This window comes from Microbacterium sp. ZW CA_36, from assembly GCF_044987475.1.
In the GTDB taxonomy this organism is placed as follows: domain Bacteria; phylum Actinomycetota; class Actinomycetes; order Actinomycetales; family Microbacteriaceae; genus Microbacterium.
Window position 1 is genome coordinate 18,399 of the sequence record NZ_JBJDRL010000004.1, and the last position, 15,011, is coordinate 33,409.

At 70.2% G+C, this 15,011-nt stretch carries 11 protein-coding genes and 1 pseudogene; 6 read left to right on the forward strand and 6 right to left on the reverse strand.

The genetic code is table 11. The features are described from left to right. Window positions 1–34: 34 nt before the first annotated feature. Window positions 35–3,877, reverse strand: coding sequence for a S8 family serine peptidase (locus tag ACI3KX_RS03605; protein WP_404907770.1), 3,843 nt, complete (start codon window positions 3,875–3,877; stop codon window positions 35–37). A gap of 121 nt (window positions 3,878–3,998) precedes the next feature. On the opposite strand from ACI3KX_RS03605, the gene ACI3KX_RS03610 reads away from it, so the two are divergent. Further along, window positions 3,999–4,973 (forward strand): transcriptional regulator TrmB, encoded by a 975-nt coding sequence (locus ACI3KX_RS03610; RefSeq protein WP_349427175.1) that lies wholly within the window; start codon window positions 3,999–4,001, stop codon window positions 4,971–4,973. A 21-nt stretch (window positions 4,974–4,994) separates the two neighbouring features. Here ACI3KX_RS03610 and ACI3KX_RS03615 read toward each other — a convergent pair whose 3' ends face one another. Both ACI3KX_RS03615 and ACI3KX_RS03620 read right to left on the reverse strand, forming a co-directional pair. After that, entirely contained in the window at window positions 4,995–5,327 is a 333-nt protein-coding gene (locus ACI3KX_RS03615) for a hypothetical protein (RefSeq protein ID WP_404907773.1), read from the reverse strand. Continuing rightward, window positions 5,324–6,655, reverse strand: coding sequence for an MFS transporter (locus ACI3KX_RS03620; protein WP_363357113.1), 1,332 nt, complete (start codon window positions 6,653–6,655; stop codon window positions 5,324–5,326). Before ACI3KX_RS03620 ends, ACI3KX_RS03615 begins: the two co-directional genes overlap by 4 nt. Before the next feature lie 25 nt (window positions 6,656–6,680). Between ACI3KX_RS03620 and prfB the strand changes: the two genes are divergently transcribed. From prfB to smpB, 4 genes are all read left to right on the forward strand, one after another. Beyond that, window positions 6,681–7,790, forward strand: a complete 1,110-nt coding sequence (gene prfB, locus ACI3KX_RS03625; protein ID WP_404907775.1) for a peptide chain release factor 2 — start codon at window positions 6,681–6,683, stop codon at window positions 7,788–7,790. A 122-nt stretch (window positions 7,791–7,912) separates the two neighbouring features. Continuing rightward, on the forward strand, window positions 7,913–9,061 hold the full coding sequence (gene ftsE, locus ACI3KX_RS03630) for a cell division ATP-binding protein FtsE (RefSeq protein ID WP_363357114.1): 1,149 nt from the start codon (window positions 7,913–7,915) through the stop codon (window positions 9,059–9,061). Further along, a complete protein-coding gene (ftsX, locus tag ACI3KX_RS03635) occupies window positions 9,058–9,972 on the forward strand; it encodes a permease-like cell division protein FtsX (protein ID WP_349427179.1) in 915 nt (304 codons plus the stop codon). The genes ftsE and ftsX overlap by 4 nt, the downstream gene beginning before the upstream one ends. 79 nt (window positions 9,973–10,051) lie before the next feature. Next, window positions 10,052–10,528, forward strand: a complete 477-nt coding sequence (smpB, locus tag ACI3KX_RS03640) for an SsrA-binding protein SmpB (protein ID WP_045296901.1) — start codon at window positions 10,052–10,054, stop codon at window positions 10,526–10,528. 8 nt (window positions 10,529–10,536) lie between these two features. On the opposite strand, the gene ACI3KX_RS03645 is transcribed toward smpB, so the two are convergent. The 3 genes from ACI3KX_RS03645 to ACI3KX_RS03655 all read right to left on the reverse strand — a co-directional run bounded on the left by ACI3KX_RS03645 (window position 10,537) and on the right by ACI3KX_RS03655 (window position 14,142). Further along, a complete protein-coding gene (locus tag ACI3KX_RS03645; protein ID WP_404907780.1) occupies window positions 10,537–12,015 on the reverse strand; it encodes an MFS transporter in 1,479 nt (492 codons plus the stop codon). A 79-nt stretch (window positions 12,016–12,094) separates the two neighbouring features. After that, complete coding sequence (locus ACI3KX_RS03650) at window positions 12,095–13,363, reverse strand: M20/M25/M40 family metallo-hydrolase (protein ID WP_404907782.1); 1,269 nt, start codon at window positions 13,361–13,363, stop codon at window positions 12,095–12,097. Window positions 13,364–13,464: 101 nt separating this feature from the next. Continuing rightward, entirely contained in the window at window positions 13,465–14,142 is a 678-nt protein-coding gene (locus tag ACI3KX_RS03655; RefSeq protein WP_404907784.1) for an SIMPL domain-containing protein, read from the reverse strand. Between the two features lie 174 nt (window positions 14,143–14,316). Here ACI3KX_RS03655 and ACI3KX_RS03660 point away from each other — a divergent pair. After that, window positions 14,317–14,784, forward strand: a pseudogene (locus ACI3KX_RS03660) (SRPBCC family protein); the annotation flags it as partial. Window positions 14,785–15,011: the final 227 nt, after the last annotated feature.

A 15,011-nucleotide genomic window follows, 5' to 3' on the forward strand; every position in this document is an offset into this window, starting at 1 on the left:
GCCAAGCGACCGGGCCTCTTGTGCGTGCTCTACGTCAGCGCACGCCCTTGGCGGGAGTCGCCTGGAAGGCCTTCTCGATCTCCTGCGAGAACGTGTTGCCCGCGGCATCCTTCGCCGTCACGCGCAGGTCGACCCAGCCGCCCTTGTCCGACACCGGGATCTGCGCGGTGAACCCGCTGACCCAGGCGCGGCTGGTGACGAAGACGTCGCCGTCGCCCTCGACGGCACCGGTCGGGGCATCCGTCTTCGCCGTCTGCAGCGTGACCGGCACCCACTCGCCGCCCGCGGTGCGGGCCTCGAGTGTCGCGTCGGTGATGGCGCCGGCGGGGGCGGTGCCGGCGACGTGGCCGAGTTCGAGACCGAGCGGGATGCGGGATCCCTTGCGGCGGTCCTCGCCCACGAGGTTGCCGGCGTTGACGTCGACGTCGTAGAAGGCCTGGATCATCGGCAGCAGCCGGTTGGTCCAGTCGCCCAGCTTGCCCTCGGAGCGGAAGGTCCAGTCGCTCACCGTCTTCGTCGATCCCTCGAGGTGCGTCCCGTCGTGCGTCGCGGTGCTCACCACGCGCCATTCCTGCTCGCCGTCGGGGAGGTCCCACACGTTGACGCCCTGGTGCTCGGCCTGCTTGACCAGCTGACCGTCGATGTAGACGTCCGCGGTCTGGTGCACGGTGGAGGGCTCCATCCAGGTGTCGAACGTGCCGGTGTGCTCGGGGTCGCCGCCGTCCGCCCAGCTGGGGATGTTCACCTGCGCGTAGTCCGAGATGCGATACGGAACCCAGTAGCCGGTCGCGACGTACGGGCGAACGATGCCGCCGAAGTACTCGACCTCGAGCCGCTGGCCCGGCTCGTAGGTGCGCAGCTTGTCGCGCATCTCCCAGCGGACGGACTCGACGCCGACGCCCTGGTTCCAGCGCAGATCGTCGGTGTTGACCCACTCCTCGCGCACGGTGCCGCGCTCGGCGCGCATGAAGTAGCCCGAGCCGTACTGCGCACCAGGCACGAAGTCGTACCGGAATTCGCCCATGAGCTCCTTCTGGCCGTGGTACGTCGTGTCGATGCGCGTCAGGTTCTCCGGCGCGTACGCGAGGTCGGTCGGGATCTCGCCGTCGCTGTATCGGGCGATGTCGTAGACCACGTCCGGGTACGAGTCGCCGACGGCCCTCACCGTGACCTTCTTCTTCGCCATGTCGGCGAGGAGCTGACGGCCCTCGACGCCGCTGATCGCGGCGACCGCGATCGGGGCGTCGGTTGTGAAGTCGTCCGAGCCGACCCAGGTGCTCAGGTCGCCGTCCGCGTCATTGAGGAGGATCATCAACTTCGCGCCCGCCGCAGCCGCGTTCGCCGCGGCCTGCCCGGGCGAGACCTGGCCGGACAGGGTCACGACCGCGACCCTGTTCCTGACGTCGATGGCAGCGAACTCGTCGACGGTGCCGGTGCCGGCATCGACCGCCGCCGCTTTGATCTCGCCGTCCAGGAACGTGGATCCGACCTGCAGGATCACGTCGAGCGGCTTCTTGCCCGCCGTTACCGCGAGCATCGGCTCCCAGAGCCGCCAGCGCGTCGTGAGGGAGAACTCGGCGTCGTCGACCTTCATGGGCTGCGCCCACATCTCGTCTGTGAGCACCGGCATGATCGCGCTCGCCGAGAAGTCGTCGGCGTGGAAGTCCATGCGGCCGAAGGACTGCTCGAGGTCGTCACGGCCCGCGTCGACCGTGACCTCCTTCGCGTGGCGGGCGTCCAGGGCGACTGTCGCGTCCTTCGTGAGGGTCAGCTTGGGGTCGCCGGCGAGCACGGTTGCCATGGTGTCGGCGGTGCGGTTGATCTCCATATAGGACATCACCGTGTAGTCGCCCTTCATGAGGCGCAGCGTCGTCTCGCCTTCGACGAGAACCGGCTCGGCCCACTGCGCGGCGGCATCCCACAGCAGTGCGTAGACGCTGACGGGCTGGCCGTCGAAGCCGGTGGCCGTGATGGTGAGGTCGTAGCGCTCGGCCTCGGCGATCGTGCCGAGCGCGGTCCGCGTGACGGCCTCGCCGTCGACCGAGCCGGTCAGCGCGCCCGAAAGCTGCGTGCCTGCGGGCACCTTGGCCGGGTCCACCGTCATCGTGACCGCTGCGGTGCCTCCGGCGGGGATGGTGAGGCTGTCGGTGTCGATCGTCAGAGCGTCGAACGCGATGCCGTCCGACAGCGGACCGGGGTCCCCGCCACCGCCCGGCGTCGTGTCGGTCAGCGTCGCCTCGAGAGCGACGCTGATCTCGGCATCCGTGCGGTTGGTGTACTCGACGGTGCGCTCGACGGGGGTCGGCTCCTCGCCCCACATGAGCATGCCGAAGTCGCCCGAACCAGAGGCGACGACCGGCGCGTTGAGCGCGGCGTCGACGTCGATGACACCGGTGCCGCCCTGGTACGAGGTGTAGCCGAGGTCGGTCGCGGTGCTCGCGAGCGCCGCCTTCAGCTGCGCGGTCGTGAGCTCGGGGTTCGCGCCGAGCAGGATCGCCGCGGCGCCCGCGACGTGCGGTGTGGCCATCGAAGTGCCGCTCATGGTGATGTACGAGCCCTCACCGCCGCTGTCGGCGGAACGCGCAGCCGTGACCTCGCTGCCGGGACCGGTGACGTTCGGCTTCAGCGCCCCCGAGCGTGAGAGGGGGCCCTGGCTCGTGAAGTAGGAGAGGTCGCCCGACGGGTCGTCCACCGATCCGACGGTGAACGCCTGCTCGGCGGAGCCCGGGGCGCCGATGGACTCGGGGGAACCGGCGTTGCCCGCGGCGACCACGAACAGCGCGCCGGTCTCCTCGGCGATCTGGTTGAGCGACTCGGCCATCAGGTCCTTGCCGTCGGACGGCGACTGCGAACCCAGGCTCATCGACACGATCGGAGCGTTCTGGCCCGCCCACTCCATCGCCTCGATGATCCACGAGTCCTGGCCATAGCCGTCCGCGCCGAGCACCTTGCCGATGAGCAGGTCGGCGCCGTCGGCGACACCGCGGTGGGTGCCCTCCGACGCGGCGCCGGTGCCCGCGATCGTGGAGGCGACGTGCGTGCCGTGGCCGTTGGGGTCCGAGGCGACCTCCTCGCCGGGCACGAAGCTCGTCGAGCCGTCGAGGATGTGGCCCTGCAGGTCGGGATGGGTGTCGTCGATGCCGGTGTCGAGCACGGCGACCGTGACGCCCTCACCGGTGTAGCCCTGGGCCCACGCGGCAGGGGTGTCGATGTAGGGAACGCTCGAGTCGAGCGTGGAGCGCACCTTGCCGTCGAGGTGGATGGCCTCGATGCCGTCGGCGAGAGTCGGCGTGGCCGCGAACGCGCGGGCCGAGGACGCGGTGAGCGACTGCCACGCGGCCGCGGCGTCGTCGTGGCCGAGCGTCGCCGCCGCGCCGCCGATGCTCTCGAGCGGCGCGGTGACCTCCAGGCCGGGGACAGGTGCCGCGAACGAGCGCGCAGCCGCGGCGTCGTGCTCGACGATGACCGGGGTGGCGTCCATCGAGGCGTCGTCGTAGCCGTACTCGATCAGCAGCGACACGTTGAACAGGTCCTCGTCGAGGGCGCCCGAGGCGAGATAGGGCATCGCGCCCTGGGGCACGACGTGCAGGTCGTCGCCCACTTCGTACGTCTGCACGCCGGCGCCGTCGACAGCCGTGTCGACGGAGACGGTGTGGGTGCCGTCCGACATATCCGTAACGGTGACGCGGTCACCGGTGATGAGGGTGACGGTATGTGCCTGGCCGGCCGTCGCTCCGGCGGAGGGTGCGGCGGGCGGTGTGGGGGTGGCCGCCGCCGGCATCGTCGCAAGGCCGATGCCTGCGATCCCGATCGCCAGACCGCTGGTGGCGGCGACGATCGGGCGCAGGCGGCGGCCGATGGGCTGGGTTCGTGACATGCGCGAGCCTCTCGGTGTGGGGATCCGTGTCCCCCCACCTTCGCCGTCCACTCGCCTAAAGTGGGTGGCGGAGAGACGCCATGGCCTGCATCCGCCACGCTCGGCGGGTGACGATGAGCGCATGGGGGAGAACACCGTGCTCGATGCGCTCGGCCTCGATTCGGCCCACACCGCGGTCTATCGGAGCGTGCTCCAGCAGCCCTCGGCGTCGATGACCGAGATCGCCGCGGCGCTCAGCATGTCGCTCCCGCGCGTGCGGCCGATGGTGATCGAGCTGGAGCGCCTCGGGCTGCTCGCGCGCCAGGCATCGAGCAGTGACCGGTTCGTGGCGTCCCCACCCTCCATCTCGCTGCGTCCGCTGCTGCTCGAGCGCGAGCGGGGGCTGACTCGCGCGCACGAGGCGCTGGTCGAATTGAGCGATCTGTACCGTCGCTCGGTAGAACAGCGCAGCGTGGCGGACGTGGTGGATGTCGTCATCGGCGACGACGCCGTGCGGCAGCGGGTGGCGCAGCTGCAGGCCGCCTCGATCGACCAGGTGCGCGTGCTGGTGCTGCACGAGATCGCGCTGGTGAGCGGCGAGGACAACGTCGAGGAGGACCGGGCGCTCGCGCGAGGCGTGCGCTACCGCGTCATCGTCGAGAGCGCCGTACTGGAACGGCCGGGCTTCCTGACCGCTGCGCGCGAGATGGCGCAGATCGGCGAGGAGATCCGGGTGCTGCCCACCCTGCCGACGCGGATGTTCATCGCCGACGACCAGATGGCGCTGGTGCCGATGCACTCGCAGGGCGCGGACGAGGGTTTCGGTGCCCTGCTCATCCACCCGAGCGGCCTGCTCGACCTGGTGACCTCGATCTTCGAGGACTACTGGCGGGCGGCCACGGAGTTCCTGCCGATCGCCGCGACGCCGACGACGGAGGAGGTGGACCGCGATCTGCTGCGCCTTCTCCTGCTGGGAGTGACGGATGCCGCGGCCGCGTCGCAGCTCGGCATCTCGCTGCGGACTGTGCAGCGCCGGGTCGCCGAGCTCATGGACACCGCCGGCGTCACCACGCGCATGCAGCTGGGCGCGGAGGCCGTGCGCAGATCCTGGGTCTGACGCGGAACCGCGCCGACGTCGCTACCAGCCGAGAGTGTTGAACCACTCTCGACGGCGGCGGATCACGGCATCCGGCTCGCCGTCGTCCGACGTGTCGTGGGGGACCAGCCTGCTGTCCCCGTCGAGCTCGACGAACCGATGACACACCGGGCAGAGCGCGCGACCGTCGGGGAATCCGTCGGCGAGGGTGGCCGCGGGCGTGCCGCGCTCGCCGGAGCCCGGGCAGCGCGCCGGGTCGGCTCCGGCATCCGTCCACATGATCGTGCGGTGCCGGTGCAGCCCCGCGTGGCCGAGCGGACGCGTGCAGCGACGGCCGGCGCTGCGGCTGCGGCAGAACCGCACGACATCGGTCATGGGCGCGTCCGGGGCACGTACCGCGGCACCCAGCGCACGAAGGCGAATGCGCCGACGAGTCCGATCACACCCATGGCTCCGGTTGCGACGGCCAGCGACGCCGCCGCGGCGATGGCCGACACGAGCAGCGGCGCGACCGCCCCGCCGGCGTCGGTGAGCGTGCGCCACGAGCCGAGGAACGCCGCCGGGTCGGAACGCGGGGCGACGTCGGCGCCGAGGGTGAGCAGGATCCCGCTCGACAACCCGTTGCCGACGCCGAGGACGGCGGCGAACATGGCGAACCACATCGCCGCCTGCGGCAGATCGTGGGTGAAAGCGAGGGCGATGAACCCCGCGCCCATCAGGATCATGGCCGGCAGGGCGGCCCACAGGCGCCCGAAGCGGTCCATGACCTGGCCGCTGGCATAGAACAGCGCGAAGTCGATCGCACCCGAGATGCCCACGACGAGGGCGATGGTCTGCGCGTCGAGCCCGAGCGAGACTCCCCACAGCGGGAGCACGACCTGCCGCGCCGAGCGCACGGCGGAGAGGGATGCCGCGGCCAGGCCGAGTGTCGACAGCACGCGGCGATGGCGCCACATCGTCCGCAGCACGCCGGTGCCCGGATCGGACCCATCGCTCGGCGCCGTCGTCGATGGCGACCCCTGAGCGCGGCGGAGGGGAATCGACCCGGTGACGGGCTCGCCGGTGTCTTCTGCGGCGACGGCGTCGTCCTCGGCGGTCGAGGGCTCGAGGAACTGCGTCTCGGGGTCAGGACCGAAGACCACCAGCAGCACCGTGGCCACCAGGCACCCGCCGAAGAACCAGATCGTGGCGTGCTCGTCGCCGAAGACCGCGAGGAGGCCGGCGGCGATGAACGGGCCGACGAACATGCCCAGCCGGAACGTGCCGCCGAGCAGCGACAGCGCGCGGGCGCGGAACGACAGCGGCACACGCGTCGTCATGAACGAGTGGCGCGCCAGGCCGAATGCCGCCGCGCAGAAGCCGATGAGGAACACGGCGATGGCGAAGATGCCGAGCGACGGCGCGAGCGCCATGCCCACGATTCCGGCGAGCGAGACCAGGCCGGCGATCGCCATGGTGAGCCGTTCTCCGATGCGGGCGACCGCCCAGCCGGCGGGGATGTTGCCGCACAGCTGGCCGACGACGAGCGCCGAGGCCACGAGGGCGGCGGTCGCGACATCCGCCCCGAGCTGGGCGGCGATGACCGGGATGAGCGGGATGACGGCGCCCTCGCCGAGCGCGAAGAGCACGGTCGGGCCGTAGACCATGGGGCCGAAGCGCCACAGCACGTCCCGTGCGGTGGGGGAGTCGGCGCGATCGCTCATCGCTTCCACGTTAGTCTGGAGTGTCATGCTCGACTTCGATCCCTCCGCCGATATCCAGGCCATGCGCTCCACGTTCGCCGACATCAAGGCCGTGGTCGACGTCGAGGCACTCACGAAAGACATCGCGCGTCTCAGCGAGGAGGCCGGCGCCCCCAATCTGTGGGACGACGTCGAGAAGGCGCAGAAGGTCACCAGCGCCCTCAGCCACCGTCAGTCCGAGCTCAAGCGCGTCAACGATGTCGAGCAGCGCCTCGACGACCTCGACGTCCTCGTCGAGCTCGCCAACGAGATGGACGACGAGGATGCCGCCGAAGAGGCGCGTCGCGAGATCGCCGAGCTCGAAGACATCGTCAGCCAGCTCGAGGTGCAGACGCTCCTCGACGGCGAATACGACGAACGGTCCGCGGTCGTCACGATCCGCTCGGGCGCGGGCGGCGACGACGCCACCGACTTCGCGGAGATGCTGCTGCGCATGTATCTGCGCTGGGCCGAGCGCCACAAGTACCCGGTGAAGGTCATGGACACGTCCTACGCCGAGGGCGCCGGCATCAAGTCGGCGACGTTCGAGATCGACGCCCCCTACGCCTACGGCACGCTCTCCGTCGAGGCCGGCACGCATCGCCTCGCGCGCATCAGCCCGTTCGGCTCGGCCGACAAGCGGCAGACGAGCTTCGCGGCCGTCGAGGTCATCCCGGTGATGGAAGAGGCCGTCGAGGTCGACATCCCCGAGGGCGACCTGCGGGTCGACGTGTTCCGCTCGTCCGGCCCCGGTGGGCAGTCGGTCAACACGACTGACTCGGCCGTGCGCCTCACGCACATCCCGTCGGGCATCGTCGTGTCGATGCAGAACGAGAAGTCGCAGATTCAGAACCGCGCCGCGGCCATGCGCGTGCTGCAGACCCGCCTGCTCCTGCTGCAGCGGGAGAAGGAAGCCGCCAAGAAGAAGGAGCTCGCGGGCACGATCACCGCGAGCTGGGGCGACCAGATGCGCTCGTACTTCCTCTACGGCCAGCAGCTGGTCAAGGATCTCCGCACCGGCCACGAGGTCGGCAACCCCGCCATCGTCTTCGACGGCGATCTCGACGGCTTCATCTCGGCCGGCATCCGCTGGCGCAAGCGCAAGGACGACGACTGACCCGGAGCGCGTGATGCTTCGCCCCGCATCGCCCGGTCGCTCGCGACTCCGGGAAGACGGATGCCGCGGCCGCGAGTGTCGCTGGACACCGTGACGGGGCTGCCACATAGGCTCGTTAGGCCATGATCCGGTTCGAGAACGTCACGAAGCGCTTTCGCGGCACTTCCAAACCTGCCCTGAGCGATGTCGATTTCGAGGTGCTGCGCGGGGAGTTCGTCTTCCTCGTCGGCGCCTCCGGATCCGGCAAGTCCTCCTGCCTGCGCCTGATCCTCCGCGAGGAGACGCCGTCCGAGGGCCGAGTAGTGGTGCTCGGCCGCGACCTGCGCACGCTGTCGAACCGCAAGGTGCCGTATTTCCGCCGGCACATCGGCGCCGTGTTCCAGGATTTCCGGCTGCTGCCGACGAAGACCGTCTTCCAGAACGTGGCGTTCACGCTGCAGGTCATCGGCTCGTCTCGCGCGTTCATCCAGCAGGCCGTCCCCGAAGTGCTCGCCCTCGTCGGCCTCGCCGGCAAGGAGAAGAGGTTCCCGCACGAGCTGTCGGGCGGTGAGCAGCAGCGCGTCGCCATCGCCCGCGCGCTCGTGAACCGGCCGCAGATCCTGCTCGCCGACGAGCCGACCGGAAACCTCGACCCCGGGACGTCCATCGACATCATGCAGCTGCTCGCCCGCATCAACGCCGGCGGCACGACCGTCGTCATGGCCACGCACGAGGCCGGGTTCGTCGACCAGATGCAGCGTCGTGTGATCGAGCTGCGCCACGGCGAGATCGTCCGCGACGAACGTCACGGCGGGTACGGCGACCGGTCGGGGCTGCCGAGCCTGGCGCCGGAGCCCGAGCGCGGGGCCGCCGCGGTCGCCGCCCTCACCGCGGTGCTCGAGGTGCAGCGCGAGGCCGCGATCGCCGCCGCCGCAGGCCTGGATCCCACCGCCGTGCCGATGGACGACGACGAGATCGTGACGCCGGAGACGGACGCGGTGTCGCCGGGCGTCGCCGCGGCGGCAGCCGCTGCCGCCGAGGCCGCCACCGCTGCCGCACTCGCCGCCGACGAGCTGAGGAAGGCCGAGGCGCTCGAGCAGTCGGTCGATGAACCCGTCGTGCCCGAGGAGTCGGAGGCGGCGGCATCCGTCGCGCCGGCATCGGCGCCCGCGCACACCCAGTCGATCCCGGTCATCGACCTCGAGCAGATCGAGGTCGCGGAACTAGGCCTCGCCGATCGGCTCGGCCTCGGTGAGACCGACCCCGATGACGAAGTGGGGCCCACCTCATGAGGTTCGGACTCATCATGTCGGAGGCCTTCACCGGCCTGCGACGCAACCTCTCGATGGTCGTGTCGGTGGTGCTCGTCACCTTCGTCTCGCTGACGTTCGTCGGCGCGGCGATCCTCATGCAGATGCAGATCGGCACGATGCGCGACTTCTGGGTCGAGCGGGCGCAGGTCGCCGTCTACATGTGCACGACCATCTCGACCCCGGCCACGTGCTCGAACGGCGAGGCGACGCCCGAACAGGTGGAGGAGGTGCGGGCGAAGCTGGAGGGCAGCGCGCTGGCGCCGCTGATCCGCGACCTGACGTTCCTCGACCACCAGCAGGCCTATGACGAGCTGCTGCAGATCGCCGGCGAGGAGAACGCCAGCGTCATCACCGCCGACCAGGTCAACGAGACGTTCCGCATCACGCTGGTCGATCCCGAACAGTCGGATGTCATCATCGAGGCGTTCAGCGGGATGCAGGGGGTGGAGCTGGTCAACGATCAGATGCAGTACCTCGATCCGCTGTTCTCCGCGCTGACGATCGCGACCTACATCGCCGTCGGCATCGCGGTGCTCATGCTCATCGCGGCGGTGCTGCTGATCGCCACGACGATCCGCCTGTCCGCCTATGCCCGAAGGCGGGAGCTCGGCATCATGCGACTCGTCGGGGCATCCAACCGGTTCATCCAGACCCCGTTCATCCTCGAGGGCGTGTTCGCGGCGCTGCTCGGGTCGATCCTCGCAAGTGCGGCGGTCATCGCGGGGGTGCATTTCGGCGTCGACCAGTACCTGCGCAACCGTGTGGACTTCGTGACGACGTGGGTCGGCATCGGAGATGCCTGGCTCGTGGTGCCTGTCCTGATCCTGGTCGGCGTGCTGCTCGCGGCGCTCTCGGCCGGCTTCGCCATCCGGAGATGGCTGCGCGCGTGATCGCGCGCCTCCTCGCGGGGGTAGACTGAAAGGCTGCCGTGCGCCAGACGGCTGCTGTACGGCATAGCGAGGAGACATCATGCCCAGGGAACGCGGGGAGAAGGTCGTGGCGACCAATCGTCGCGCGCGCCACGAGTACGCGATCGAGAAGACGTACGAGGCCGGCCTCGTGCTGACCGGCACCGAGGTCAAGTCGCTCCGCGAGGGGCGCGCGAACCTCTCGGACGGCTACGCGTACATCGACAACGGCGAGGCGTACCTCGACGCCGTGCACATCCCGGAGTACTCGCAGGGGCACTGGACGAACCACTCCTCCAAGCGCACGCGCAAGCTGCTCCTCCACAAGGAGGAGATCGTCAAGCTCTCGCACGCCATCTCGGCGGGCGGATACACGCTGATCCCGCTGAAGCTCTACTTCTCGGACGGTCGCGCGAAGGTCGAGATCGCGGTCGCGAAGGGCAAGCGCGAGTTCGAGAAGCGCCAGACGATCCGCGAGCGCGAAGACAAGCGCGAAGCCGAGCGCGCGATGCGCTCGCGCAACCGCCTCGGCGAGTAGCCCGAGCCCTACCGCACCACGGGCGCGGCGGCATCCGTCTCGTCGTGCGAAGCCCGATCGCTGAACGCCGTCTTCGGCACGAAGCACAGCAGCACGGCGGCGGCCAGTGCCGTCACGCCGCACACCACCCATACGGTGAAGTAGCCCGAGAGCGACCCGGCCGTGCCTTCGGTGGCCGCACCCGTCGCGCCCTGCAGCAGCGCGATGCCGAACACGCATGAGGCGATCGCCCCGCCGACGGTCTTGACCGAGTTGGTGAGGCCGGTCGCGACACCGGTCTGCGTCGGCGGAGCAGCGGATGCCGCGGCCGCCGGCAGCGCCGCGACCAGGGCGCCCGAGCCGAGGCCGACGATCAGCATGTTGACGATGACCTGCGTATACGTCGCGTGGAACGGCAGGAACATGAGGAACCCGATGCCGACGAGCGTCGCCGCCCCGATGAGGGTGAGTCGCGGAGCGGTGAGCCGCGAGATGAGCGGGTATAGCAGGGCGCCGGTGATCATGGCGATGAGGTAGAAGCCGATGATGAGCGAGGTCTGGAAGCCCGTCGTTCCGAGGCCGTAGCCGTAGACGTCGGGATCCGTGCGCGCGAAGGTGGACAGCGGCGCCTGCGCGCCGAGCACGCTCACCCCGAAGAGGCCTGCGGTGAGGAACACCGGCCCGAGCGCGGGGGAGCGGAACATCCGCACATCGATGAGCGGGTCGTCCTGTCGCAGCTCCCAGAGCGTGAACGGGACGACGAGCAGCACGCCCAGCGCGGTCACCAGCCATGCCACCAGGTCGGCGGGTCCGTTGAGGCGCAGCAGGCTGAGGCCGCCCGTGAACGCGACGAGCGCGAGCGAGATGAGCACGAGGCCGACGTTGTCGAGGCGGCCGCCGGTGGGCTCGGGCGATTCCTTCACCCCGAACAGGATCACGAAGAAGCAGGCCACCACGAGCAGCGCTGGAACGAGGAGCACGATCCACAGGGGGAGGGTGTCGATGAGCATGCCGCCGACGAGCGCGCCGATGATGGCGCCGGTCTCGAGTGCTGCGACGAGGAACCCGGCCGCCCGGGCGGTGATGGTCGCGCGGCCCTCCATGCGGCGGGAGCGTGACCAGATGAGGGCGATCTCGAGCGGGAGCCAGACGACGTAGAAGCCCTGGATGGCCCAGGCCGCGAGGAAGATCGCGAACGAGTCGGTGAACGGCAGGACGAGGGATGCGGCAGCCGTGATCGCCGTCGAGATCACCAGCATGCGCTTGTGCCCGACCATGTCGCCGAGCTTCGCGAACGCCGGCACGACGAGCGCCGACAGCATGAGCTGCGTGCCCTCGAGCCAGTTGACGTCCGCGTCGTGCACACCGAGGTGGCGGGCGATGTCGGTGAGCATTGGCGTGTAGTAGCCCTGGATCACGCCGCTCGTGAACTCGACGAACGCGAGGAAGCCGACGACGCTCGCCAGCGTGCCGATCGTGACGCGTGAGGACATCGCGCTGCGCGCCATCCGTGCTCCTTGCCTCTGGGCCCCAGACCCTCCTGAGCTCGCCGCCCCGATCCTCGAGCTCGTCGAGGGGCGGCTGCGATCACTCTAGGCGCTGCAGGAGCGTGCGATGGAACAGTTCGCCTCGCTCGAGCGCCGCGATCTCGACGCGTTCATCGACGCCGTGGATCGACGCACGCTGCGCCTTGCTCATCTCGAGCGGCGCGAACCGGTAGACCGCGGGCGAGAAACGATGGAAGTGTCGCGAATCGGTCGCCGCCATCATCACGTACGGAACCGTCGCGGCATCCGGATGCGAAACCTTCACCGCGGCGGCGATCAGCGCGAACTGCGGGTTCTCGGTCGACGACTCCGGCGACGGCCCGTCGCCCTCGAGCACCTCGACCTCGACGTGGCGGTCGGCGATGCGCCGGCGCACGCGTTTCACGGTGCTCGGCACCGATTCGCCCAGTGCGATGCGCAGGTTGAGCGTCGCCGACGCCTGCGAGGGCAGCACGTTCGCCGCGGTCCCACCCGACTGCATGGTCGCCGCGATCGTGGTCCGTACGAGCGCGGCCGGCTCACCGCCCATCGCGGTGAACACACGCGCAGTGAGCCGCGGCGTCGCCGCCAGGAGGCGATACAGGCGACGAGGGATGCCGTCGGCCCGCGTCGCGAAGAGCTCGAGCATCCGCGTGACCGCCGCCGGTGTACGCGCCGGGAACGTGGCGGGAGCGAGGCGCTCGACCGCCCGGGCGATGCGCCGGACCGCAGTGCGGGCCGGGGGAGCGGACGCGTGCCCGCCTTCGCCGCGGGCGCTGAGCCGGAGCGTCAGGACACCTTTCTCGCCGACGCCGACCATCGCCGCGCGTCCGCGCACGAACGGGAGCGGTGCGTCCACGACCGCGCCGCCCTCGTCGAGGACGAGCCAGGGCTCGACGCCGCGGTCCCGCAGTGTCTCGGCGATGACGCGAGCGGCGCCGCCGAAGGTCTCCTCGTCGCCCCCGAACGACAGGTACACGTCGCGGGCGGGCGTGAAGCCTGCCGCGAGCAGGTTCTCGACGGCATCCATCAGCACGACCAGCGGCCCCTTGTCGTCGAGCGCCCCGCGACCGAAGACCCAGCCGTCCTCGATGCGCCCCTCGAACGGCGGATGCGTCCATGCGTCGCTCTCGTCGACGGGCACGACGTCGAAGTGCGCCATGAGGACGGTCGGCCGTTCGGGCACGTGTCCGCGCCAGCGGTACAGGATGCCGAGCTCGCCGATGCGCTCCCGCTCGAGATGCTCGTGCGCGAGCGGGTAGAGCTCGACGAGCAGGTCGGCGAAAGCGTCGAACGGCCTCTGTCCGCGATCGGCACGCTCAGCAGACACCGTGGGCAGCCGGATCATCCGGGACAGCCGCTGCGCGATCCCGTCCCGTACGGCCTGGGGCCGCTGAGTACCGTTCGCCGAGCCCGTGGATCGGACCTCGCTCATCGTGCGGCGAAGCGGGCCTCGACGGCCGCGGAGATCACGATGTCCTCCGGCTGCAGCTGCACCGCGGGCGCGCCCCCGGCGGAGTCGCCCGCGAACGACGCCTTGGCCATCGGCATGCGGGGACCGGGTGCCACCTCGGGCCGGTCCTGGCGGCTGAGCAGACCGAGGTCGGCGATCTCGAGCGGCGTGACGTCCGACAAGCCGAGCGCTCCGGCGTAAGCGGCCGCACGTGTCACGGCGACGCCGACCGCCTCGGTGGCGACATCCCGTTCAGTCCGCGCCCGTGTCTCGGGCGTGAGCTTCCACTCGATCCAGCCGAGTTGCACGCCCTCACGCTCGGCCACCTCTCCGGCCCACCACGAGAGCACGGCGAAGTCGGTGAACGTGACGGAGAAGTCGACGGTGGCGTAGTGGACGGGGGCGAGACGCCTGCCCTCGTTGTTCCAGGGGCGCTCGGACCACACCGAGACGCGCTGACTCGTCCACTCCGTGACGGTGTCGGCCGTCTTACGGGCGGCGAGATCGTCGCGCACCGGCTCGGTCAGTGCCGCCATGCGCTCTACGACGGCGCCGCGCTCGGGACCCTCGGCGCGAATGGTGAGGTGCGCAATTGCGCGTTCGGGGGCGATGCGGGTCTCATGCTCCCCGCGGACCGTGATGACGACGTCGCTCATGACGCCGACTCTACGTGACCGGATCGGCGGGGCCGAGGCATCCGTCTCCCGCCCACTCGACGGACAGACGGGCGGCCTGCCACAGGCCGGGCCGCAACGCAACCCGCTCCAGCGCGCCGGACGCGCGGTCTAGCGTCGAACGCATCGATAGAGCCCGAGATCGAGGGGGAGTCCATGTCTCGCAACGTGAGGGTGCTGCACTGCACACCCGAGGACGTGTTCGAGGTGCTGAGCGACGGGTGGCTGTATCCGTCCTGGGTCGTCGGGGCGTCGCGCATGCGCGAGGTCGACGAGACCTGGCCCATGGCGGGCGCCGAACTGCACCATTCCTTCGGCGTCTGGCCGGCACTCATCGACGACAAGACCGTCGTCGAAGAGTTCATCCCGTCGCGGATGATGGTGATGCGGGCGCGCGGCTGGCCGATCGGCGAGGCGCGCGTGACCATCGACGTCAAGCCGCGCGGACACGAGTGCGTCGTGCGCATCCAGGAAGAGGCGATCGCCGGTCCGGGACGCTTCGTCCCGCAGCAGGTGCTCGATGTCCCGCTGCACTGGCGCAACAACGAGACTCTGCACCGGCTCGCCTACCTGGCAGAAGGCCGTGCCGCCCACCGCCTCGGAGCGACGACGGCTGAGAAGGAGATGGCGGACAGCGGCGAAGAGAGCGATTCGGATGCCAAAGCCCGGCGCCACGGCGCGACCCCGGCGAGCACCGACCCTGCCGATGCTGCCAAACTGCAGGGAGACCAACTGGCCGACGCCGCGACGGGCGGGGACCGAACGGAGGACGCGATGTCGAAGCGCAGCCCGGAACCCGGCAGCAGTGCTGCGGAGGCAGCATCCGCTCCGCCGAAGCCGCCGCGCAATCG